The sequence below is a fragment of the Massilia brevitalea genome (genome assembly GCF_030711405.1).
Lineage (GTDB): Bacteria > Pseudomonadota > Gammaproteobacteria > Burkholderiales > Burkholderiaceae_D > Telluria > Telluria brevitalea.
Window position 1 is genome coordinate 137,860 of sequence record NZ_JAULSI010000001.1, and the last position, 23,785, is coordinate 161,644.

A 23,785-nucleotide genomic window follows, 5' to 3' on the forward strand; every position below is an offset into this window, starting at 1 on the left:
GATGGTCCGGGCGCCTTGTTGTGCTGCCTTGTTGTTCAAGCATATGCCAGTTTCAGGGCCAACTCAATCCGGAAAGCGGCAAACTGGAGACGAGCATCCCTAGCGCCGCCGCTTCTTCCAGTTGTACTCCGGCCCCGTCACGTCCACGCCCGGATGCCCGACCACGTCGGGGTGCTCGGAACACATGGTGACAAAGCGCACGCCCTCGCCGGCGCGCTGGCGCTTGCGCAGCTCCTCCATGAAGCCCATCGCCGCCACCATCTCCTCGGTGCCGAATGCCTGGGCATGCGGGGTAATCTCGGTTTCTTCGACCATGGTCCAGTACACCATATACATCGGCTCGCTCCTTTTGATATGCCCTGAGCATACCGAAAACCCCGCCGAACCGGCAAGGATGACACAATCGCAACCTCTTGTAGATCACAATATTGCACTAATTAGATGCAGATCAATGTTATTTAGCAGAGGAAACGGAAAGGAAGGTAAAAGTAGGACTAGTCCGAAATGTCTCCGTTATGTTCGCCGCTTAACATAACTGCATCTCCGAGGCCGCTAGGCTTAAGCCTGTCTTCACTAAAGCAGGTAAATCCTCATGAACATTGACAAGCAGATCCAGCCAGATACCGCATCCGAGCTGGCGCTTTGGGGCGGACTCGAATGCACGGTCAACCGCGTGCGCGACCAGTACTTCAGCCAGATGGACCGCAACGGCCACGCCAGCCGCCTGCAGGACATCGAACGCTTTGCTTCCCTCGGCATCAAGGCCATCCGCTATCCGGTCCTGTGGGAGCGCACCGCCCCCAACGGCATCGAGACCGCCGACTGGTCCTGGTCCGACGCGCGCCTGCCGGCCCTGCAGCGGCTCGGCGTCACCCCGATCGTCGGCCTGGTCCACCACGGCAGCGGTCCGGAGCACACCAGCCTGGTCGATCCAGCCTTCCCCGAAAAGCTCGCCGAGTACGCCGGTGCGGTAGCAGCACGCTATCCCTGGGCCGAGTACTACACCCCGGTCAACGAAATCCTGACCACGGCGCGCTTCTCGGGTCTGGCAGGCGTCTGGTACCCGCACGGTAAAAGCCACGCCATCTTCGTGCAGGCCCTGCTGATCGAGACGAAAGCCACCGTGCTGTCGATGCGCGCCATCCGCGCCGTGAATCCGGATGCGAAACTGGTCCAGACCGACGATTTGTCGAAGACCTACGGCACCCCGGAGATGCAATGGCTGGCCGACTTCTTCAACGAGCGGCGCTGGCTGGGCTGGGATCTGCTGTGCGGGATGGTCGATCCCGAACACAAGATGTGGAACTACCTGATCGAATCGGGCGCCACGCCTGAGGATTTGCTGTGGTTCCGCGATAATCCCTGCCCGCCCGACATCATCGGCGTCAATTACTACGCCACCAGCGAACGCTGGCTGGATCACCGCACCGAGCGCTATCCGCACGACCGCTGCCACGAGTACGACGGCGTGCCGCATGCCGACATCGAGACCCCGCGCGTGCTGGCCACGCCAACCCCGGGCATCGGGCCGCTGCTGCACGAAACCTGGGAGCGCTACGGCCTGCCGATTGCGATTACCGAAGCGCACATCGACGCCAACCGCGAAGACCAGATGCGCTGGCTGCTCGAAATCTGGAACGCGGCGAAAAAGGCGCGCGCCGGCGGCGCCGACGTGCGCGCCGTCACGGTCTGGGCCCTGCTCGGCTCCTACGACTGGAATTGCCTGGTCACCGAATGCCGCGGCTACTATGAGCCGGGCCCGTTCGATGTGCGCGGCCCGGAACCACGGCCTACCGCCGTGGCGACCCTGATGCGCGAGCTGTCCTCCGGCCGCCCGCTGACCAACCCGGTGCTGCAAGGCCAGGGCTGGTGGCGCCGTCCCGGACGCTTCCTGTGCAAACCGGTCGCCACCCGCACCGCCGTGGCCGACATCGCCGTGCGCGATCCCTTCAAGTCGCAGCAGGTGCAGCCGATCCTGATCGTCGGCGCCACCGGCACCCTGGGCTCGGCCTATGCCCGCATCTGCGAAAAGCGCAATCTGGCCCACCACGTGCTGACGCGCCAGGAAATGGACATCACCGACCCGGCCTCGGTCGAGGCGGCGATCCAGCGCTTCAAGCCCTGGGCCGTCATCAATGCCGGCGGCTACGTGCGCGTCGACGATGCCGAGGCCGAGAGCGAAGCGTGCATGGCCGCGAATACCCATGGCCCGACGGTGCTGGCGCTGGCCTGCATCCGCCACGCGATCCGCTTCATGACCTTCTCCAGCGACCTGGTGTTCGACGGCGCCAAGAGCACGCCTTACGTCGAGTCCGACCCGGTGGCGCCGCTCGGCGTGTACGGGCGCAGCAAGGCCGAGTCAGAGCGCCGTGTGCTGGAAGCTGACCCGCAGGCGCTGGTGATCCGCACCAGCTCCTTCTTCGGCCCCTGGGACGGCCACAACTTCGTCACCCAGGCCATCAATACCCTGCGCAGGGGCCAACGGTTCGAAGCCTCGAACGACCTGGTGGTGTCGCCGACCTATGTGCCCGACCTGGTGAACGCCAGCCTCGATCTGCTGGTCGACCGCGAGCGCGGCATCTGGCACCTCGCGAACGGCGAGGCGATCACCTGGGCCGAGCTGGCCCGCAAGGCCTGCGCGGCAGCCGGCGTCGACGCCAGGGGCCTGGTCGAGCGTCCCGCCGCCGAATCCGGCTACAAGGCGGTGCGTCCTGGCTACTCGGCCCTGGGCAGCGAGCGCGGCCTGCTGCTGCCGTCGCTCGACGACGCCCTGGCGCGCTACATGAAGGCGCTCGAGGAGCACGCCAGCGACGACGGCGAACTGGTGGGCGAAGCGGCGCACTACGCGCGCTGAGTATTTGGTCGTACCGGGCCGCCGTCCGACGCAGCACGCGCCGGGCGGCGGCCGTTTTTTTGCAGCGGCCCCTGCCTGCACGCGACGAGGCCGATGCGGTAACATGCAGCCTGCGCCGGCCTGCCCGGCATTCCCTGCGACTCCTACAGGTTCAGCCTTGAAAATCTTCGTCATCAGTCTGCCGTCCAGCCGCGAGCGGCGCGCCCTCGTCGCGCACAAGCTCGGTTCGCGCAACCTTCCCTTCGCGTTCATCGACGCCGTCGACGGCCGCGTCGACAAGCATCCCTACCTCGCCAACTACGACGAAGCGAGCTTCCTGGTGCACCGCCGCCGCCGCGCCGCGCCGGGCGAACTGGGGTGCTATGTCAGCCATCTGCTGGCCTGGGAAAAGAGCGTGGAACTGAACGAGCCGATCGTGGTGCTGGAAGACGACTTCCAGCTGACGCCGGACTTCGAGGCGGGGCTGGACTATGTAGGCAAGTTTGCAGACCAGGTGTCGTTCGTGCGCCTGGAGCCGCTGGAGAAGCACACGGTGATGACCTCGGATACCAGTGCCGGCTTCAGCCTGGTCAAGCAGCTGGATGTGGGCATGTGCATGACCGGGTATGTGATCACGCCGCAGGGCGCGAAAAAGCTGCTGGCGCATGCGCGCACGATCCGGGCGCCGATCGATTTGTTCCTGAAGTACACCTTCGATCACGGCGAGCTGATTCACGCGGTGGTGCCGCATGGGGTGTATCCGACGCATGAGGATTCGGTGATCGGGATCGATGTGCGCAACCAGCGCGAGAAGGGGTTTGTGCTGGGGCTGAAGCGGTTTGCGTACAAGACGTTTTACCGGTTCGCCAATTTGTTCACCAACCTGGCGAATGGCTTGCGCAGGTTCTGATACGTGGTGCTGTCTGCGCTGGTGGGCGACACCTTGCTGCAGCGGGCTACGGATACGCGCGTAACCGCGTGGGCACGAGTGCCCACCCTACGGTCGCTGCAGCGGGCTACGGATACGCACGTAACCGCGTGGGCACGAGTGCCCACCCTACATATGCTGCTGCCAGCGGCTACAACAACGTAGGGTGGGCACTTGTGCCCACGCGGTGATACGTAGCAGACGATTCATCCGGCACGAAGCCGGAGCCGATCACCCGTTTGAAGCCGCCGCAAACTGCAGCCGGTACAAATTCGCGTACATCCCATTCGCCGCCAGCAGCGCGTCGTGCGTCCCCTGCTCGACGATCCGCCCCGCCTCCATCACCACGATCCGGTCGGCGCGCTCGATGGTCGACAAACGGTGCGCGATCACCAGCGTGGTGCGCCCCGCCATCAGCGTGTCGAGCGCCGCCTGCACGGCGCGTTCGGATTCGTTGTCCAGCGCCGATGTCGCTTCATCCAGGATCAGCACCGGCGCATCCTTGTAGATCGCGCGCGCGATCGCCACGCGCTGGCGCTGGCCGCCCGACAGGCGCATGCCGTTCTCGCCGATGCGCGCTTCCACGCCTTCCGGCAGCCTGGCCACCACGTCGGTCAGGTGCGCCGCCTTCACGGCCGCGGCCAGGCGCTCGTAGTCGATGCGCTCGGCGCCGTAGGCGATGTTGGCCGCCAGCGTATCGTCGAACAGCACCACGTTCTGGCTGACCATCGCCAGCTGGCTGCGCAGGCTGGCCATGGTGAGTTCCTCGTACGGCACGCCGTCGAGCAACACACGGCCCGCTTGCGGATCGTAGAAGCGCGTCACCAGGTTCACAAAAGTGGACTTGCCGCCGCCCGACACGCCCACCAGGGCCACGGTCTGGCCCGGCGCCACGTCGAGCGTGACCTTGTCCAGCGCCGGAGACTGCGCGCCTGGATAGGTAAACGTCACGTCCTGGAACTGCACATGTCCCTGCGCGCGTTCGATGGTGCGCGTGCCCGGGTCGTGCTCGACCGGGGCGTCGATGATCGAGAACACGGTTTCCGCCGCCGCGATCCCGCGCTGCATCGGGCCATTCACTTCGGCCAGCGATTTCAGCGGCGTGAGCAGCATCAGCATCATGGTGGTGAAGTTGGTGAACTCGCCGACCGTCATGTCCGACTGGATCGCCATCACGATCACCACCGACACCGCCACCGCCGTGGCCACCTGCGTGATCGGGGTGGTGGCGGCAAACGCCACCGTCATGCGCTGCGAGAAGCCGCGCATGGCTTCGCTGCGCTGCTCGAAGCGGCGCCGTTCGTAGGCTTCGCCCGAGAACACGCGGATCACCTGGTGGCCGCGCGTGGCTTCTTCCACCACCTGCGTCATTTCCTGGGTCACGCGCTGGTTGTCGCGGTTCAGGCGGCGCAGGCGGCCGGTGGTGGTGCGCACGATGACGGCGGTGAGCGGCACCACGACCATGGCGATCAGGGTCAGGCGCCAGTTCAGGTACAGCAGCGCGCCCAGCAACCCCAGCACCACCAGCACGTCGCGCACGTAGGCCACGAACACCGAGTTGATCATGTCGACCACCTGGCGCACATCGCCGATCACGGTGTTGATGATCTTGCCGGTCGACTCTTCGTGGAAGCGCGCCACCGGCAGGCGCAGCACACGCGAGAAGGCCATGCGGCGCAAATCGTTCAGCACGCGGCTCAGCACCCAGTTGTTCAGGTAGGCGGTGGAAAAGGTGAACACGCCGCGCAGCGCGAAGATCGAGATCAGGATGCCCGGCACCAGCCACAAACTGAATTCCACCTTGTTCGGACCGATGCCCTTGTCGAGCAGGAGCTGGAGCGCCCGGCCCAGCATCGGCTGGGTGGCGGCAGTACCGGCCATCGCCAGCACCGCCAGGAAAGCACGCGGGCGGTAGGGTTTGACGATCGCCAGCAGGCGTTTGACGATGGTGCTAGTTTCCACATTCTTCTTTCTGGTTCAGGCTCAGGCCCATGAGGATGAAAATCATCAGCGCGTAAAAGATGCAGGCCTTGCCGGACCAGAACATCATCTCGGTCAGGCCGAAGGCGAAGTAGCCGAGCGCCACCAGCATGCCGGCCAGGGCCGGCGCATTCGGCGGCCCGCCGCGCAGGGCGGCGAGTTTCGCCTGGCGCGCAAAGAAGGCGAACGGCGCGGCCAGGATGCCGATCAGGGACAATAAACCGAACACGCCGCCGCTGGCCAGCGCCTGCAAGACGTCATTATGCAGGTGCTGGGGCGCCAGCGCCACGTCGGACAGGGTGCCGTCCTTTACCCAGCGCACCACCTGCTCGTGCGCGGTGGATGGGTCCTGCCCCACCCACGGGTGCTGGGCGATCAGCATGCCCGCGCCCTTCCAGAGTTCGAGGCGGATGCCCATGTTGGTGAACTTGTATTCGCCGCTTTCCCAGCGGCGCACGTCGTCGATCCCCTGCTGCACGCGCAGCTGGATCTCGGTGGCCGGCACGAAGTACAGCACGGCGGCCAGCGCCACGCCGGCGCCGATCAGCAGGCGCACATTGCGGCTGCTGCCCAGGTGGGCCAGGCGCATGCACAGCAGGGCCGCCAGCGCCAGCGCAATCCAGCCGCCGCGGGTGCCGGTCATCACCAGCGCCAGGATGCCGGCCAGGCCGCCGAGCAGCGGCCACAGGACGCGCCGGCCTTCACGGCGGAAGTCGATGGTGGCCGCCAGCGCCACCATGCCCATGGCCAGGGCGATGTCGCCGAAGGTGATCGCATTGATCATGCCGCCCGGGCGCTCCATGCCGAGCACGATGCGCTGCCAGCCGACGAAGCACATGGCGCCGAAGGCCCCGGCAATCACGCCCCACCATAGCGCCCGGCGCGGCGGGCGCGCCACCAGCACCACGGCCAGCGCACTGGCCGCGCACAGCATGCGCAGCGGCTTTTCCAGGGAGCTGAGCGGCTGCTCGGGCCGCAGCACGAAGTACAGCAGCACCAGCGCGAAGTTGAACAAAAAGGCCAGCACGACCCAGCGGATGTCGGGCCAGTGGCGGCGCAGCGCGGACCAGGCCGGGCGCGGCATGCACAGGGCGGTGAGAAGGAGCAGGAAACTGGCCAGGCCAATGCCGGGTCCGGTAATCAGGCAAAGCGCGGGCACCATGAAGACAAGGGCGCCTGTCCATAGCCGCGACGGGGCCATCGTTTTCATCAACTTATTGTCCATCAGCTCAGAGGTAGGATATTCTTGCCGGCCCGGCAGGACAGGCGCATCGGACGCTCACCAAGCTGGACGGCAAAAAATTTTCAAATCATTATCGCTGAAGCCGGCGCGCCTGCCAACACACAGCCGCGCAGCGCAGTATAGAAAGAGATCCATCGCGATGAACACGGCACCCAGGCTTTCCATCCTCGTCCCCGCCTACAACGCAGAGCAGCATCTTGGCGCCACCCTGCGCTCGGTGATCGACCAGATGGGGCCCGCGCACGCGCTGATCGTCATCGACGACGGCTCGCGCGACGCCACGCCGCAGGTGGTCGAAACGCTGCAGCAGGCCCACCCGGCGCTGGCGATCCGCCTGATCCGCCAGGCCAATGCCGGCCTGGCCACCACCCGCAACCGCCTGCTCGACGCCGCCACCGGCGAGTACATCCTGTTCCTCGACGCCGACGACATGGTCCTGCCCGGCACCATCGCCGCGCTGGACGGCATCATCGACCAGCACCGCCCGGACGTGATCGCGGTCGACTTCAACGACTGGCACCCGCACAACATGCGCCGCACGCGCCTGATCGAGCGCGGCTACCCGGCCGGCGCCCTGGTGACCGACCGCGAAGCCATCCTGCGCACCTTCTTCATGGACCGCCAGTGCTATGCCTGGGCCAACGTGATGCGGCGCGAAATCTACGCGCGCCAGCCCGATCCGCTCTACCCGCCGGGCCGCACCTTCGAGGACATCACCACCACGCCGCAGCTGATCGCCGACTGCGCCAGCCTGGTCCGCCTGGCCCAGCCCTGCTTCAACTACCGCCAGCATCCGGGCAGCATGAAGCGCGGCCTGTCGCACAAGTGGTGTACCGACTTCGCGCAAGCGGTCCTGCACATCCGCCGCCACTTCGAGACCCTACCCATCAGCGACGCGCTGCGCCTGCACATCGACGCCGCGACCATCCATTTCTATAACGTGATCCTGAAGCGTACCTACGAAATGGGCTGGAGCGAGGGCAAGGCGGCGCGTGCGGACGTGCAGGCGCTGCTGGCGCAGAATCTGTTCAACCCGCTCGATGTGGTGCTGGCGGCGATGGAAGGCACGGTGCTCGACAGCCACGACCGCCGCGCCGACCGCCGCGCCGCCTCGCAGGTGCGCAAGCTGTTAGCGGGGAACTTCGCTTTCGTGCTGGGCAAATTCCTGGCGCGGAAGATCAAGGTCTTGCAGCGCAAGGCGGTGGCCTGACCGGTATTTCCACCAGCACGACCGGAGTTGTTAGCCGCGGAATACGGTAGGGTGGGCGCTCCTGTGCCCACGCGTGAACGATGAACATTGTTGGCCCCCTTTGCGTATCCAAACACGGCCATCATCATGCATGCGTAACGCGTGGGCATGGGGCGCCCACCCTACGAGGATGTGAAAAAATCGCCATGGCTGCGTTGCCTCGTCTCGCCGTACGCTCGTACTGTCTTCGACTCGGCGCCGGTAGGCCGTATCCCTTGCCCTGACGATTTTTTCACATCCTCTACATAGTCACTGCCAACACAGCGACTAAATCAGTACTCGACCGCCACGTCCTTCGCCCCCAGGTTCAGCTCGAGCGCATGCTTGAGCGCATCCGACGGCGCCACGCGCCATTCGTCGCCCAGCTGCAAAATGCATTCCACGCCCTGCGGCTTCACGCGCAAACTGACCGGCAGCCCGTCGGGGTGGCGGTAGGGCGACAGCACCTCGGCCATCTTGGCCGTGCTGATGCCGCACTCGATGTCCATCTCCAGCTTGTGGCCGTAGTGGATGCGGGCGGCGGCGATGTCGAATACTTTTTCGGCCGTGATGCGCAGGCCGCCGTTGAAGCGGTCTTCCGACACCTTGCCGACCACCAGCAGGAATTCGTCTTCCTTGAAGGCGTTACGGTTCTGCTCGAACACCTCGTTGTACACCGTGACCTCGACCACGCCGGTCTTGTCGTCCAGCGCCACGATCAGGATCTTGCCGCGCTGGGTCATCTGGGTGCGCACGCCGGTGATCACGCCGCACAGCATGCGCGGCTCGCGCGACGGCTCCAGATCCTTCAGTTTGGTCTTGGCGAAGCGCCGCACTTCCTGCGAAAAGGAGTCGAACATGTGGCCCGACAGGTAGTAACCAAGCGCGATCTTTTCCTCGGACAGCTTCTGGCGGTCGGTCCAGGGCGTGGCTTTTACATAGTCGGGCGGGGCCACCAGGTCGGAATCGTCACCGCCGAACAGGCTGACCTGGTTGGCGGCGGCCGCGGCCTGGCCCGCCGCTTCCATCGCGAATGCGACGGAGGCCAGCAGGATCGCGCGGTCGACGCCGAAGGCATCCATGGCGCCGGCGCGGATCAGCGACTCGATGGTGCGGCGGTTGATCTGCTTGCGGTCGACGCGCTTGCAGAAGTCGAACAGGTCCTTGAACTTGCCCCCTTCGTTGCGGGCGGCGATGATCGCCTCGATCGCGCCCTGCCCCGCACCCTTCACGCCGCCCAGGCCATAGCGGATGTTCGACACCTGCTTGCCGGTGACGGACCGTGGCGCGCCTTCCGGCGTGAAGCGGAACTGCGATTCGTTGACGTCCGGCGGCAGGATGGTCAGTTTGCAGACATCGATCGCATCCTCGACCAGGATCTTGATCTTGTCGGTGTCTTCCATCGCCAGCGACATGTTGGCTGCCATGAAGGCCGCCGTGTGGTGCACCTTCAGATACGCCGTGTGGTACGACAGCAGTGCGTAGGCGGCGGCGTGCGATTTATTGAAACCGTAGCCTGCGAACTTTTCCATCAAGTCGAAGATCTCGTCGGCCTTTTCGGTCGACAAACCGTCTTTCGCCGCACCGGCGCGGAAGATCTCGCGGTGCTCGGCCATCTCTTCGGCTTTCTTTTTACCCATCGCGCGGCGCAGCATGTCGGCGCCGCCCAGCGAGTAGCCGCCGACGATCTGCGCCATCTGCATCACCTGCTCCTGGTAGACCATGATGCCGTAGGTCTCGGACAGGATCGACTCGGTACGCGGATCGGGATAGTCGAACTTTTCGCCGTGCTTGCGCTTGCAGAAGTCGGGGATCAGGTCCATCGGGCCCGGACGGTACAAGGCGACGAGCGCAATGATGTCCTCGAAGCGGTCGGGACGCGCATCCTTCAGCATGCCCTGCATGCCGCGCGACTCCAGCTGGAAAATGGCGACGGTCTTCGCATCCGACAGCAATTTATACGACGGCCGGTCGGTCAGCGGCAGCGTCTCCAAATTGAAATCGGCGTCCACCGGATCGAGCGCGCGGATGTAGTTCACGGCGCGGTCGAGAATGGTCAGCGTGGTCAAGCCCAAAAAGTCGAACTTGACCAGGCCGACGGCTTCGACGTCGTCCTTGTCGTACTGCGACACCACGCCGGCGTCGCCGCCCTGGGTGTACAGCGGGCAGAAGTCGGTGAGCTTGCCCGGCGCGATCAAGACGCCGCCGGCGTGCATGCCGATGCCGCGCGTGATGCCTTCGACCTGCTGGGCCAGGTCGAGCAGCTGCTTGACCTCTTCCTCGTTCTCCAGGCGCTCCTTGAGCAGCGGTTCTTCCTCGATGGCCTCGGCGATCGACACTGGTTTACCCGGCTTGAACGGGATCAGCTTCGAGATGCCGTCGCAGAAGTTGTAGCCGAAGTCGAGCACGCGGCCAACGTCGCGGATTGCGCCCTTGGCCGCCATGGTGCCGAAGGTGGCGATCTGCGACACCGCGTCGCGGCCATACAGATCCTTCACGTGCTGGATCACCAGTTCGCGCTTTTCCTGGCAGAAGTCGATGTCGAAGTCGGGCATCGAGACGCGTTCAGGATTCAGGAAACGCTCGAACAGCAGGTTGTACTTCAGCGGATCCAGGTCGGTGATCTTCAGCGAGTAGGCGACGAGCGAGCCCGCACCCGAACCGCGGCCCGGGCCGATCGGCACGCCGTTGTTCTTGCCCCACTGGATGAACTCGGCAACGATGAGGAAGTAGCCCGGGAACTTCATCTTGATGATGGTCTGGTTCTCGAACTCGAGGCGCGCCTCGTAGCGCGGGCGCTCGGCCTCGCGCTTGGCCGGATCGGGGAACAGCTGGATCAAACGCTCTTCCAGGCCCTTCTTGGTCTCCGACACCAGGAAGTCGTCGATGGTCATGCCTTCGGGCGTCGGGAAGTCCGGCAGTTGCGGCTTGCCCAGCGTGAGCGTGACGTTGCAGCGCTTGGCGATTTCGACCGAATTGGCCAGGGCGCCCGGCAAGTCCTTGAACAGCTCGGCCATCTCGGCCTGGGATTTAAAGCACATCTCCTCGTTGAAGCGGCGCACGCGCTTGGCATTCGCCAGCATCTCGCCTTCGGCGATACAGGTGCGCGCCTCGTGGGCGATAAATTCGTCCTTGCTGATGAACTGCACCGGGTGCGTGGCCACCACCGGCAAACCGAGACGGCCAGCCAGCGCCACCGAATGGCGCACCTGCTGTTCCTGGTTCGGCTGGCCGGCGCGCTGGATCTCGATGTAGAAGTGGCCGGGGAAGATGCGCGCCCAACGCTCGGCCGCCTTTTCGGCGCGGGCGATGTCGCCGTTGTCGATGGCCTGGCCGACGTCGCCGAAGCCGGCGCCCGAGAGTACGATCAGCGCATTGGCCTGGTTCACCTCGGGTTCCAGGGTCGAGACAGACGTCGCCAGCGCTTCCAGCCACTCGACGCGCAGCTCGGCGCGGCCCTTGTACTGGTTGGTGAGCGAGGCCTTCGACAGCAAATCGCACAGCTGCAGGTAGCCGCTGCGGTTTTTTGCGAGGATCAGGAGGCGGTGCGGCTTGTCGCGGTTGTCGTCGTTGGTGATCCAGGCGTCGACCCCGATGATCGGCTTGATCCCCTTGCCGCGCGCCGCCTTGTAGAAGCGCACCATGCAGAACATGTTGGCCAGGTCGGTGATGGCCAGGGCCGGCTGCTGATCCTTGCTGGCGGCGCCCACCAGATCGTCGATGCGGACCAGGCCGTCGGCGATCGAGTATTCGGAGTGGACGCGGAGATGGGTGAAAGTCGGGGAAGTCATCCCGTCATTTTACCTCGGCAGGCGGGAAGCCGGTGGTCGCCCGGGCGGTTTTGGCAGCGCCTGCCAAGGCCCTGCCTCGCAGCGAGAAGTTGCGGTTTCACAACAACCGCCCATGAAAAAACCCGGCCGCAGCCGGGTTCTCCCGTAACGCGAACCGATCAGCCGCGCTTGCGGCGGCTGGCCAGGCCCAGGCCGGCCAGCGCCAGGCCGAACAGCGACAGCGATGCCGGTTCCGGCACTTCGCTCACGCGCAGGTTGTCGATGCTGACTTTCACGCCGCTGTCGATGTTCACGGTGCGGATGCCGATCTGCGAGACCGACTTGATCTTGCTGGCGCCGGTGGCGACCTTGTCGGCGCCGGTCAGCGAGTTCATTTCGTCGGCAGTCGGGTTCATCCAGGCGGCGAAGCTGTTGTAGTAATCCGAGCCGCCGGTCTTCGACAGGTAGCCCAGCAGGTGGTAGCTCTGGCCGGCGACCAGGTCGCTGCCCAGCAGCCAGGGGCCATCGGTGCCGACGGTGCGCACGTACAGGTCGTTGGTGCAGCTGCCGTTACCGCAATTGGACTTCAGGCCGAAGCTCGGGCCATCCGCATTGCCCAGCCACAGACCCATGAAGTCGTTGTTGCCCAGGGTGCCGGTGTACGAGAAGCTGAAGTCGACGATGATGCCGCCGGTCTGGGTCTCGGCCAGGTTCCAGTAGGCCGCGCGATCCGCGTTGGCGCCGAAGGTCAGCGACTTGTTGCCATTGACGGTGGTGACGGACGGCTTGTTCTTGCTGCTGGTGATGTCGGTGGACCAGCCTGCGTTGAAGCCGGCGTTGGCGCCGTCAAAGTTGTCGTGGGCAACGACGATGCCGGCGTGGGCGCTGGAGGCGAGAACGAGCGAAGCGGCGGTGAGAATAAGTTTTTTCATGGATAGTGAGCGTAAGTCAAAATAAAGAACCGCTGCTCTACAAGCATGAATCATGCCTAAAAGAAAATTCTTAAATGAAACAGCAACTTAGCTTATTTCCATTCTAAAACTAATTGCACAGTGTAAAGTTTTCCGACAATCAATAATCTGGCAATTCGCCCAGAAAGCCCCCGCGCTTATAATACTGTTCACCTTTCCCAGGCTTTCCACTCGCGCCTCATGCACTCCTACCCACTTTGCCCAGCCACCGGCCCCTTGCCGGCCGTTTTCCGATGATCCTGCCCCAGCGCGAAGGCGCCGCCCTGGCCGCGCTGCTGCTTGCGCCGGCCGAAGCGGCCGCCGCGGCCACATCCGGCGCCGCCCCCGCGATCAGCGTGCTGCCGGCACACGCCTGGCCGCCTGCCGGCACCGCCGCTCCCGCAGCCAGGGGGGGCCCTGCGCGCGGGCGCCTCGCCGCGCCGCTGATGCTGGCCGCACGCGCTGTGCTGCGCCGCCCGCGCGTGCGCCAGCTGGCGCTGCGCATCCTGAAACGCTTCCCCGGCCTGTACACGCGCGCCTACCGCATGCTGCTGCAGGGCGGCGGGGTCGGCGCGGCCGGCGCGGCGCCTGGCGATGCGGCGCCGGCGTCGCTGTCGCCGCGCGGCCAGCGCCTCTACCGCCAGTTGCAGCGCATGCAGGCCGCGCCGCGCGCGCCGGCCGTCCCCGGCGCGCGGCGCAAGCTGGCCTTCGTCTGCCCGATGCCGCCGCAGCGCACGGGGATTGCCAGCTATGCCGTCGAACTCCTGCCGGAGCTGATGGATGCCTTCGAGATCGAACTGGTGGTCGACCAGCCGGAGGTGAGTTTGCCGCCGGCGCTGGCCGGGCTGCCGGTACGCCAGGCCGCCTGGTTCGCCGAACATGGCGCGCAGTACGACCAGGTGCTCTACCAGTTCGGCAACAGCCCCTTCCACAGCCACATGTTCGCCCTGCTGGCGCGCCATCCGGGCGTGGTGGTGCTGCACGACTTCTTCCTGGGCGGCGCGCTGGCCCACGCCCAGATGAGCGGCGCCATGCCGAACGCCTGGCAGGACGCGCTGTTCCACGCACACGGTTATGCCGGCATGCGCCGCTGCGCCGCCGACGAAGCGGCCGGCGTCCAGGTGCACAAGGCCTGGCCCGCCAGCCTGGGCGTGCTGGACGCGGCCACGCGCACGATCGTCCATTCGCAGCACGCGCGCCGGCTGGCGCAAGACTGGTACGGGCCGCAGGCGGTTTCGCACATCGACGTCATCCCGCACCCGCGCAAGCCGCCGGCCGTGCACGACCGCGCCGCCGCCCGCGCCGCCCTCGGCACCGATGACGACGTGTTCCTGGTCTGCAGCTTCGGTTTCGTGGCGCCGAACAAGCTGGTGCACGAGCTGCTGGAGGCCTGGCTGGGGTCCAGCCTGGCGCGCGACCCGCGCTGCGTCCTGGTGCTGGTCGGCGCCAACCACGACAGCCCCTACGGCATGCGGGTCGACGAGATCGTGCGCGGCGCCGGGGGTGAAGCCGGCATCCGCATCGCCGGCTGGTGCGACGACGCGCTGTACCGGACCTGGCTGCAGGCGGCCGACGCCGGCGTGCAGCTGCGCGCCAACGCCCATGGCGAAAGTTCGGGCGCGGTGCTCGACTGCCTGAACTACGGCTTGCCGACGATCGTCAACGCCAACGGCTCGATGGCCGAATTCCCGCCCGATGCGCTGTGGCAGCTGCCGGACAGTTTTGCGGTGGCCGAACTCGGCGCCGCGCTGGAAACCCTGCGCACGGACGCAACGCGCCGCCGCGCCATGGGCCAGCGCGCGGTGGCCCTGCTCGACGCCAGCTTCCGCCCGGCGCGCTGCGCGGCCCAGTACCGCGCCACCCTCGACCATGCTTACGCGGACGAGCTGGCGCAGGCGGCAGCGCTGCGTGCGGCGCAGGCCGCGCATGGCGGCGCCAGCCTGGCAACTCTGGCCGGCGCGCTGGTACAGGAGACGGCGCCGGCGCGGACGCCGCGGCGCCAGCTGCTGGTCGACGCCGGCACGCCGCCCCCTGCGCTGGTGGCGGCGCTGCTTGCCGCGGACGGCGGCGGCGTGCGTGTCGAACCGGTGTACTTCGACGGCGCGCAGGACCGATACCGTTATGCGCGCCAGGCCGGCGCGCGCCTGCTGGGCATAGCCGCGCCGCGCGGCGACGACTGGGTGGATGTGGCGCCGGGCGACGCCGTCGTGGTGCTTGCCGAGGCCGTCGCCCAGCTCCAGACTCAGGAGCGCGCTGCCATCCTGGCCGGCTGGCGCGCACGCGGCGTCATCGTCAACCTGCTGGTACAGGTGGCGCCGGCCGATGCGGAGCACGCCGCGGCGCTGCGCGCGCTCGTGGCCGTGGCCGACCGCGTCTTCTGCACCGACGCGGCGCTGGCGCAACAGCTGGCGCGCGAAGTGGCATGAAAACAGCCGCAGCCCGGCCCTGCGGCAGGGCTGCGCAGCCGGGCAGCTTATAATAACGGCTGTCCAGAATTTTGCTTCTTCCACGCCATGCACACCACCACCGACCAGACCGCGCCGGCCGGCACGTCCGCCGCGAGCGGGCGCTACGTCAACATCGCCGCCTATAAATTCATCAGCTTCGACGATACCGAAGCCATGCGCCCGCAATTCCAGGCCCTGTGCCAGGAACGGAATTTGAAGGGCACCATCCTGCTGACGCCGGAAGGCATCAACATGTTCCTGTCCGGCCTGCCGGCCGACATCGACGCCTACCTGGCCTGGCTGCGTTCGGATGCGCGCTTCGCCGACATCGAGGTCAAGTACAGCTACTCGGAAGAGCAGTCGCACAAGCGCATGCTGGTGAAGATCAAGAACGAGATCATCACCATGCGCATGCCGCTCATCAAGCCTGAACTCGGCCGCGCGCCTTCGGTGGATGCGGCCACGCTCAAGCGCTGGCTCGACCAGGGGGTGGACGACAACGGCAAGCCGGTGGTGATGGTCGACACCCGCAACGATTTCGAGGTCGACGTCGGCACCTTCGACAACACGGTCGACTACCGCATCGCCAAGTTCACCGAGTTCCCCGACGTGATCGCCGCGCACAAGGACGACTTCGCCGGCAAGACCGTGGTCACCTTCTGCACCGGCGGCATCCGCTGCGAAAAGGCGGCGATCCACATGCAGAACATCGGCTACGACAACGTTTATCAACTCGAAGGCGGCATCCTCAAGTACTTCGAGGACGTCGGCGGCGCCCACTACAGCGGCGACTGCTTCGTGTTCGACTACCGTACCGCCCTGAATCCGAAGCTGGAACCGACCGTCACCACCCAGTGCTTCGCCTGCCGCGCCGTGGTCACGCCGCGCGAGCAGCTGTCGCCGCAGTACGTGTATGGCGTGTCGTGTCCGCATTGCGCGGACAAGAGCGCGGCTGCCTGAGGATGGCGCGCGGCGCTTCCCTGGTGCGCGGACTCGTCAAGAAGGTCGCGCTGCGCGCGGTCGCCTTCATCGTGGCGCGTCCGCGCCTGGACGACTTCCTGCGGCGCCAGATCTACCGTTTTCCCGGGCTGGCCGGACGCGTGCGCGCGGCCGTGGCGCACTCGCGCCGCGCCGACTGGCAAAGCCTGCCGCCCGTGCTCGCCGACGAGGCCGAGCTCACCGACAGTGCGCGCCAGGTGTTGCAAGACCTGCGCCGCGCGATCGACCGCACCCATACACCGTAAGACTCCCGATGCGCATCATTCTCGACCTGCAGGCATGCCAGGCTTCCAGCATGCACCGCGGCATAGGCCGTTATTCGATGGCGCTGGCCCTGGCCATGGCGCGCAATCCGGGCGGGCACGACCTGCGCATCGTCCTGAACCAGGCCTATCCCGACAGTGCCGAAGCGCTGCGCCAGTCCTTTGGCCGGCTGTTGCCGCAGTCGCACATCACCAGCTTCGCGACGCCGCTGCCGGTCAGCGAAGTCGATCCGCGCAATGCCTGGCGCGTGCGCGCGGCCGAACGGATCCGCGAACACTACCTGGCCAGCCTGCGCCCCGACATCGTCCACGTCGCCAGCCTGTTCGAGGGCCTGAGCGACGACTCGGTCGCCTCGGTCCTGCACGGCGCGGGGCGCGTCAACAGCGCCGTGACGCTGTACGACCTGATTCCGCTGATGCGCAAGGAGCGCTACCTGGGCGACCCGAACGTCGCGGCCTGGTACTACCGCAAGCTCGACAGCCTGAAGCAGGCCGGCCTGCTGCTGGCGATCTCCGGCTCGGCGCGCCAGGAGGCGATCGAGCTGCTGCAACTGCCGGCCGACCGCGTGGTGAACATCTCCTCGGCGGTCGACGCCATGTTCCGTCCGCTCGACCTCGCGCCGGACGCGCGCACGGAACTTCTGCAGCGCTACAAGCTGACGCGCAGCTTCATCATGTACACCGGCGGCATCGACTACCGCAAGAACATCGAGGGCCTGCTCGAGGCCTACGCCATGCTGCCGCCCGCGCTGCGCCGCGCGCACCAGCTCGCCGTCGTCTGCAGCGTCCAGGAAGCCGATCGCCAGCGCCTGCAACGCCTGGCTGCGAAGCTGGGCCTGGCCGGCGACGACCTGGTGCTGACCGGCTTCGTACCCGACGACGACCTGGTGGCCTTGTATAACTGCACGGCGCTGTTCGTCTTCCCCTCGCTGCACGAAGGATTTGGCCTGCCGGCGCTCGAGGCGATGGCCTGCGGCGCGCCGGTGATCGGCTCGGACACGAGCAGCATTCCGGAAGTGATCGGACGCGCCGACGCGCTGTTCGACCCTCACGACCGTGCAGCAATCTGCGCCGCCATGGCGGCCGTGCTGAACGATCCCGGGCGTGAGGCCGCATTGCGTGCGCATGGCCTGGTCCAGAGCACCCGTTTTTCGTGGGATGCCAGCGCGCAGCGTGCATTCCAGGCGTTCGAGGCCTTGCAGGAGCGGCAGACAGGCATGGCCCCGCCCTCCCGTAACGCCGGCGCAGTGGGCAAGCCGCGCCTGGCCTTCGTCTCGCCCCTGCCGCCGGCGCGCTCGGGGATTGCCGACTACAGCGCCGACCTGCTGCCGGAGCTGGCGCGCCATTACGACATCGAGCTGGTGCTGGCCCAGGACGGCGCCGGCGCCCTGCCCTACCCGCAACGCTCGGTCGACTGGTTCGACCAGCACGCCCATGCCTTCGAGCGCATCGTCTACCAGTTCGGCAATTCGGCTTTCCACGCCCATATGTTCGACCTGCTGGAGCGCCATCCGGGCGTGGTTGTCCTGCACGACTTTTTCCTGAGCGGCGTCGTCAGCCATGCCGAATCCGAGCACCCGCTGCCGAATCATTATTGCCGCACGCTCTACCTGGCGCATGGCTGGCAGGCGCTGGTCGAAGAACAGGAACAGGGGCGCAGCGCTTCCTGCCTTGCCTATCCCTGCAACAAACCGGTGCTCGACCGCGCCACCGGCGTCATCGTCCATTCGCGCCACGCCGCCGACCTGGTGCGCCGCTGGTACGGCGCGGACTACGCCGCGCGCCTGCAGGTGCTGCCGCTGTTGCGCCGCGCGCCGGCCGAGCCCGGCCGCAGTGCTGCGCGGCGTGCGCTCGGGTACGCCGACGATGATTTCGTCCTGTGCTCGTTCGGCATCCTGTCCGCGCCCAAGTGCAACGAGCGCATCGTCGAGGCCTGGCTTGCCAGCGATCTGGCGCAGGATCCGCGCTGCCGCCTGGTGTTCGTCGGCGAAACCGCGCCGGGCCGTTTCGGCATCGCGCTGCGCGACCGTATCGCGGCCCACCCGCGCATCGGCATCACCGGCCATGTCGACGAGACCTGCTACCGCGCCCACCTCGCCGCGGCCGACGCCGCGGTCCAGCTGCGCGCGAGCTCACGCGGCGAAACCTCGGCCGGCGTACTCGATTGCCTCGCCTTTGGCCTGGCGACGATCGTCAACGCCCATGGCTCGGCCGCCGAGGTGCCCGACGCCACCTGCCTGCGCCTGGCCGACGCATTCGGCGACGCCGAACTGCGCGCCACCATCGAGACACTGCACGCCGATCCGGCCCTGCGCGCGCGCCTCGGCGCCGCCGCCGCCGCCTTCATGGGGGCGGTCCATGCGCCGGCGCAGGTCGGCATGCTGTACCGCGACGCGATCGAGTCCTTTGCGCGCGACAGCGGCGCCGGCGCCGAACAGGACCTGATCGCCGCCCTGGCCGGCGACCTGCCCGAACCCGACCTGCTGCAGACGGCGGCGGCCATCGCGGCAAATCGGCCGCGGCGCGGTGCGCGCCAGCTGCTGGTCGACATTGCCGGCCTCGGCGAGGAGGAAGATGCACCTGGCCGCGCCTTCCTGCGCGCGCTGATCGCGCAGCCGCCGGCCGGCTGGCGCATCGAGCCGGTGCGGCGCGATGGCGCCCTCTACCGCTATGCGCGCGGCTTTACGCTCGCCCTGATCGGCCGCGCCGACCTGCGGCTCGAGGATGCCGTAGCCGAGGCCGGCAACGGGGACGTGCTGCTGGCCAGTACCGACACGGACAACCGGCCCGGGGCCTGGCGCGCATGCGGCGTGGCGGCGCTGCGCTTCGACCCGCAAGAGGATGTCGCACAAGTGGAGATGCGCTTGCGCCAGGCTGCGGCCGCCGGCCGCCTGGTCTTGCCTGTTCTACTATAATGCGGGCCTGACCGACGCACCGAACCGTTCATGCCCTTTGCCGCAAGCCACCACCCCACTGTCCCGCGTGCCGGCGCCGGCCTGCCGCCGGCGCCCGAGCACAGCGTCCTGTTCGCCGTGCTCGGCTTCGAACCCGGGTTTTATCTCGACGCAGCGGCGCCCGGCGCCCAGCCTTCGCGCCTGGCGCGCGAGTTCGCCGATGCCGGATGGCGCGGCATGCAGATGGCGGTAGCGGGCGACGGCACGCAGGAATGCCTTGGCCGCCTGCTGGCGACAGCAGGCATGCCCGGGGCGCAGTGGCTGGCGCTGCGCGGCAGCGCCGCCCTGCGCGCGCTCGCACACTGGCAGGGCGACGGTTGCCGTCCGCCCGTACTGCTGGTCGAGTCGGGCCAGGCTGCCCTGCCCGCGCCGGATGCGGACTGGCGCGCGGCGCTGTCCGCGGCCGGTTACCGCTTCGTGCTCAGCGCCGACGGGCTGCATTACTTCGTCGGCGGCGACCAGCCGGCGCTCATGCAGCGGGTGGCCGAAGCGGCCAGCCTTGCCTGGCAAGCGCGCCTGCAGGAAGGACGCAAGCTGCTTGCGCACTCCCTGCGCGAGGCCGAACAGGCGCGCGGCGCCCTGCGCGTGGCGCAGTCGGACGGCATGGCCGCCAGCGCCCGCGCCAGCATGCTGCAGCAGCATATCGACGCCATCCTGGCCAGCAGCTCCTGGAAAATCACGAAACCGCTGCGCTGGGCCATGCGGCTGCGGCGCGAACCCGGCCCTGCCTTGCAGCAGCTGCGCCGTGTCGCGCGCCGGCTGGCGCAAGCCTTGCTGGGGCGCCTGGCCGCCCGGCTCCAGGCCAGTCCGGCCCTGGGCCGCCGCGCCGCTGCGCTGGGGCGGCGTTTTCCGGTGCTGGCGCGTCGCCTCGCGGCGCTGGCCGGCCCGGGCGCGGCGCCAGGCGCGGCTCACCTGCTGCCGTTGACTGTCGATCCCGACAACATCGTCGGACCGCAGTTCAAGAGCCTGCTGCTCGAGGAACTGGACGCCACTTCGCCGAGGACTTCCGATTGCGCCTGATTTTCGACCTGTTTCCCTGCCAGACCGATTCGCGCCTGCGCGGCATCGGCCGCTACACCCTGTCGCTGGTCCAGGCCATGGCGGCCGAACGCGGGATGCATGAACTGCGCCTGCTCGCCAACGGCCTGTATCCGGACAGCGCGGCCGGCCTGCGCCATTCTTTCGGCGGCCTGGTGCCCCCCGGCGCCTGCTCGTCGTATACCCACCCGCCGCTGAGCGCCACGGGCATGGACGAACCGCGCGACGAACACATCGCGTCCGCGCTGATCCATGCCGCCTACCAATCCGTCCGCGCCGATGCGATATTGTGCGCCAGTCCCTTCGAGGGCTGGTGCGAGCGCGGCATGGCGGCCCAGCCCGACGGGCTCCTGCCGCAGCACCTGCGCGTCGCCGTGCTGTACGACCTGATCCCCCTGCTGTTTTCCGAACAGCACCTCGACCCGTCGCCGGCCTACGCGGCCTGGTACCGGCGGCGCCTGGCCAATCTCAAGCAGGCCGACCTGCTGCTGGCGATCTCGGAGGCCACCCGCGACGATGCCATCCGGCTGCTCGGCATTGCGCCGGAGCGCGTGGTGAACATCGGCGGCGCCGCCGACGCCCATTTCCGCCGCCTGGAAGACCGCGAGGCGGTCGACGCCGCCGTGCGCCAGCTCGGCATTGTCCGGCCGTTCGTGCTGTACACCGGGAACGGCGACTACCGCAAGAACCTGGGCGGCATGCTGCGTGCCTATGCGCTGCTGGCGCCGGCGACGCGCCGCGGCCACCAACTGGTGCTCAACCAGGTCGGCGATCTCGAACGGTTCCGCACGCTCATGCGTGAAGCCGGACTGGAGGAGGACGAGGTAGTCATCACCGGGCGCGTCGACGAGGACACCCTGGTCTCGCTCTACAATGCCTGCACCGTCTTCGTGTTCCCTTCGCTCTATGAAGGCTTCGGCCTGCCGGCACTGGAGGCGATGCATTGCGGCGCGCCGGTCATCGCGGCCGACAATTCCGCGATTCCGGAAGTCGTCGGCCGCGCCGACGCCCTGTTCGACGCTGCCGAGCCGGCCGCCATCGCGGCCAGCCTGGAGCGCGTGCTGGAGGACCATGCGTGGCGAGCCGAACTGGCTAGCCATGGCCTGACGCACGCGCGCGGTTTCAGCTGGAGCGACACGGCCAGGCGCGCCTGGAGCGCGATCGCGCACGCGCACGCGCATGCATGCGCGCATCCGCACCCGCAGGCCGGAAGCGCCGGCCTGCGGGTGGCCGTCGTCCACGCCGCAGCGCCAAGCGGCCTCGCCGCCGCCGCCCTCGACGCGCTGGCCCGCCAGTGCGACCTGTCCGTCGTCGATGCCGCCGAACTGGCCCAGGCGCGCCCTGCCGAGCGCACGCGCGCCGCCCTGGCAGCGCGCCTGGGGGGTGCCGACGCCATTCTCTACCTGCTGGCGGCCGAGACCCTGAGTCCGGCGCTGGTGCAACTGATGCGCGCCGCCCCTGGAGTGCTGTGGCTTGCCGGCGCCCCCGATGCGGCCCCGGCGCACGCACCCGACCCCGGGCTGCTGCTGCGCGACGCCGGCTTGCAGGGCCTGCATCGCTGGCTGGCGGCAGGCAAGGCGCCGGCGCCCGGCCGCAGCCTGCACGAAGCCCTGTACGGCCTGGTCCTCGACGATGCCGCCACCGTTGCGGCGCTGCGCCAGCGCCATGGCATGGCCCTGCCGCCGCTGGCGCCGGCCGAAGCCGGCCCCGTGCAGCAGGCGGCGCTCCTGGCCGCCATGCTGGGCGCCGCCCATGCGCTCAGCCCACGCCGCGTGGCGGCATGCATCGCCGCCAACCTGCAGGGTGGCCGGCATGCTCCCGCCGCCCTCGATGACCTGGCCGCCCATGCCCAGGCCAACCTCATGAGCGGGCGTGCGCCGCGGCTGCTGATCGACGTGACCCAGCTGGCGCGCACGGATGCGCTGAGCGGTATCCAGCGCGTGGTACGCAACGTGGCGCGCGAACTGTGCCTGCTGGAAGAAGACTTGCCGCCGATCGAACTGGTGCAGCTGGAAGATGGCGTACTGCGCCGCGCCAGCGCGGTCGTGGCGCGCCTGCTGAGCCTCCCGGCCGGCGCGGTGCCCGGCGGCGCCATCGACATCCATCCCGGCGACCTGCTGTTCATGATCGACTCGTCATGGGAGCGCTACCCGGATTTCGCCCCGGTGTTCGAGTCGGTGCGCCGCCTGGGCGGACGCATCGTCACAGTGGTCTACGACCTCATCCCACTGCGCATGCCGCAGTTCTGCAGCGCCGGCCTGGTGGCCGTGTTCCAGCGCTGGTTCGGGCTGGCGGTACGGCACAGCGATATGCTGCTCTGCATTTCCGGCGCGGTGCGCGACGACGTCGCCGCCTACCTCGACGAATACGGCATGCATCCGCCGCACCCGCTGTGCCTGGACTACTGGCGCCTTGGCGCCGACATCGTGCCCGACAGCGCCGACCAGGCGATCCGGCCGGAAGTGGCCGCCATGGCCGCCGACAGCGCGAGCCCGCTGTTCCTGATGGTCGGCACCATCGAGCCGCGCAAGGGCCATGACGCGGTACTCGACGCCTTCGATGCACTGTGGGATGGAGGCAGCCAGGCACGCCTGTGCCTGGCCGGCAAGGAAGGCTGGGAAGTCGATGCCCTGATGCAGCGCATCCGCCGGCATCCCGAGCTGGGGCGGCGCCTGTTCTTCGTCGAGCGCTTCAGCGATGCCGAGATCAACCTGTGCTACAGCCACGCCCAGGCCCTGCTGGCCGCCTCGGTCGCCGAAGGCTATGGCTTGCCGATCGTCGAGGCGGCCCAGCACCGGGTTCCGGCCATCGCTTCCGACATTGCGGTGTTCCGCGAAGTGGCAGGCGCCGGCGCGGCGTATTTCCCGCTTGGCGACCGGCAGGCACTGATGGACCTGGTATTACGCTTCAGCCTGCTCTCGCTGCCCGAGCGCCAGGCGATGGCGGCCCTGGTCGAGGTACTCACCTGGCGCGACAGCGCACGCCAGGCCTGGCGCAAATTGCAACAGGCTTTTTCTTCCTGAAACCAAAAAGCGTTGCTTCTGGAGCAATTGCTTACAGAAAAATTATCCTTATACGAGGTCAGCAGGTTACAATGCCTGCCTTTGATTTGTTGCTTTAATTCTTACAATGAGTAACCGCCCTACTGCGAA

At 67.4% G+C, this 23,785-nt stretch carries 14 protein-coding genes; 9 read left to right on the forward strand and 5 right to left on the reverse strand.

Annotated features, from left to right (window positions below; genetic code table 11):
• Nucleotides 1-99 precede the first annotated feature (99 nt).
• Entirely contained in the window at nt 100-336 is a 237-nt protein-coding gene (locus tag QWL29_RS00530) for a hypothetical protein (RefSeq protein ID WP_305820932.1), read from the reverse strand.
• A gap of 256 nt (nt 337-592) precedes the next feature.
• Here QWL29_RS00530 and QWL29_RS00535 point away from each other — a divergent pair, with 256 nt between their 5' ends.
• Nucleotides 593-2,854, forward strand: a complete 2,262-nt coding sequence (locus tag QWL29_RS00535; RefSeq protein WP_305820933.1) for a family 1 glycosylhydrolase — start codon at nt 593-595, stop codon at nt 2,852-2,854.
• Nucleotides 2,855-3,011: 157 nt separating this feature from the next.
• Entirely contained in the window at nt 3,012-3,743 is a 732-nt protein-coding gene (locus QWL29_RS00540; protein WP_305820934.1) for a glycosyltransferase family 25 protein, read from the forward strand.
• A gap of 249 nt (nt 3,744-3,992) precedes the next feature.
• Here the strand turns inward: QWL29_RS00540 and msbA are convergent, their stop codons facing one another.
• Nucleotides 3,993-5,723, reverse strand: a complete 1,731-nt coding sequence (msbA, locus tag QWL29_RS00545) for a lipid A export permease/ATP-binding protein MsbA (RefSeq protein WP_305820935.1) — start codon at nt 5,721-5,723, stop codon at nt 3,993-3,995.
• Complete coding sequence (locus QWL29_RS00550) at nt 5,713-6,951, reverse strand: O-antigen ligase family protein (RefSeq protein ID WP_305820936.1); 1,239 nt, start codon at nt 6,949-6,951, stop codon at nt 5,713-5,715. The genes msbA and QWL29_RS00550 overlap by 11 nt, the downstream gene beginning before the upstream one ends.
• On the opposite strand from QWL29_RS00550, the gene QWL29_RS00555 reads away from it, so the two are divergent.
• The gene (locus QWL29_RS00555) at nt 6,902-8,194 is read left to right on the forward strand and encodes a glycosyltransferase family 2 protein (protein ID WP_502572774.1); all 1,293 of its coding nucleotides are present in this window, start codon (nt 6,902-6,904) and stop codon (nt 8,192-8,194) included. The two genes, QWL29_RS00550 and QWL29_RS00555, sit on opposite strands and share 50 nt — an antisense overlap.
• 311 nt (nt 8,195-8,505) lie before the next feature.
• On the opposite strand, the gene dnaE is transcribed toward QWL29_RS00555, so the two are convergent.
• Together dnaE and QWL29_RS00565 are read right to left on the reverse strand one after the other, a co-directional pair.
• Nucleotides 8,506-12,003, reverse strand: coding sequence for a DNA polymerase III subunit alpha (dnaE, locus tag QWL29_RS00560; protein WP_305820938.1), 3,498 nt, complete (start codon nt 12,001-12,003; stop codon nt 8,506-8,508).
• Nucleotides 12,004-12,161: 158 nt separating this feature from the next.
• Nucleotides 12,162-12,914 (reverse strand): PEP-CTERM sorting domain-containing protein, encoded by a 753-nt coding sequence (locus tag QWL29_RS00565; protein WP_305820939.1) that lies wholly within the window; start codon nt 12,912-12,914, stop codon nt 12,162-12,164.
• 272 nt (nt 12,915-13,186) lie between these two features.
• Here QWL29_RS00565 and QWL29_RS00570 point away from each other — a divergent pair, with 272 nt between their 5' ends.
• From QWL29_RS00570 to QWL29_RS00595, 6 genes are all read left to right on the forward strand, one after another.
• A complete protein-coding gene (locus QWL29_RS00570) occupies nt 13,187-15,358 on the forward strand; it encodes a glycosyltransferase family 4 protein (protein ID WP_305820940.1) in 2,172 nt (723 codons plus the stop codon).
• 87 nt (nt 15,359-15,445) lie between these two features.
• Nucleotides 15,446-16,339, forward strand: a complete 894-nt coding sequence (locus QWL29_RS00575; RefSeq protein WP_305820941.1) for a sulfurtransferase — start codon at nt 15,446-15,448, stop codon at nt 16,337-16,339.
• A complete protein-coding gene (locus QWL29_RS00580; RefSeq protein ID WP_305820942.1) occupies nt 16,303-16,623 on the forward strand; it encodes a hypothetical protein in 321 nt (106 codons plus the stop codon). The genes QWL29_RS00575 and QWL29_RS00580 overlap by 37 nt, the downstream gene beginning before the upstream one ends.
• Nucleotides 16,624-16,631: 8 nt before the next feature.
• A complete protein-coding gene (locus QWL29_RS00585) occupies nt 16,632-19,556 on the forward strand; it encodes a glycosyltransferase (protein WP_305820943.1) in 2,925 nt (974 codons plus the stop codon).
• A gap of 30 nt (nt 19,557-19,586) precedes the next feature.
• Complete coding sequence (locus QWL29_RS00590) at nt 19,587-20,615, forward strand: hypothetical protein (RefSeq protein ID WP_305820944.1); 1,029 nt, start codon at nt 19,587-19,589, stop codon at nt 20,613-20,615.
• Nucleotides 20,606-23,656, forward strand: a complete 3,051-nt coding sequence (locus QWL29_RS00595; protein ID WP_305820945.1) for a glycosyltransferase family 4 protein — start codon at nt 20,606-20,608, stop codon at nt 23,654-23,656. Before QWL29_RS00590 ends, QWL29_RS00595 begins: the two co-directional genes overlap by 10 nt.
• Nucleotides 23,657-23,785: the final 129 nt, after the last annotated feature.

Bases quoted from the DNA above. Each gene is read 5' to 3' on its own strand.
- QWL29_RS00530 (WP_305820932.1), bottom strand. From the start codon at position 336: ATGTATATGGTGTACTGGACCATGGTCGAAGAAACCGAGATTACCCCG.
- QWL29_RS00570 (WP_305820940.1), top strand. From the start codon at position 13,187: ATGATCCTGCCCCAGCGCGAAGGCGCCGCCCTGGCCGCGCTGCTGCTT.
- QWL29_RS00585 (WP_305820943.1), top strand. From the start codon at position 16,632: ATGCGCATCATTCTCGACCTGCAGGCATGCCAGGCTTCCAGCATGCAC.
- QWL29_RS00590 (WP_305820944.1), top strand. From the start codon at position 19,587: ATGCCCTTTGCCGCAAGCCACCACCCCACTGTCCCGCGTGCCGGCGCC.
- dnaE (WP_305820938.1), bottom strand. From the start codon at position 12,003: ATGACTTCCCCGACTTTCACCCATCTCCGCGTCCACTCCGAATACTCG.
- QWL29_RS00555 (WP_502572774.1), top strand. From the start codon at position 6,902: ATGAAGACAAGGGCGCCTGTCCATAGCCGCGACGGGGCCATCGTTTTC.
- QWL29_RS00535 (WP_305820933.1), top strand. From the start codon at position 593: ATGAACATTGACAAGCAGATCCAGCCAGATACCGCATCCGAGCTGGCG.
- QWL29_RS00550 (WP_305820936.1), bottom strand. From the start codon at position 6,951: ATGAAAACGATGGCCCCGTCGCGGCTATGGACAGGCGCCCTTGTCTTC.
- QWL29_RS00575 (WP_305820941.1), top strand. From the start codon at position 15,446: ATGCACACCACCACCGACCAGACCGCGCCGGCCGGCACGTCCGCCGCG.
- QWL29_RS00565 (WP_305820939.1), bottom strand. From the start codon at position 12,914: ATGAAAAAACTTATTCTCACCGCCGCTTCGCTCGTTCTCGCCTCCAGC.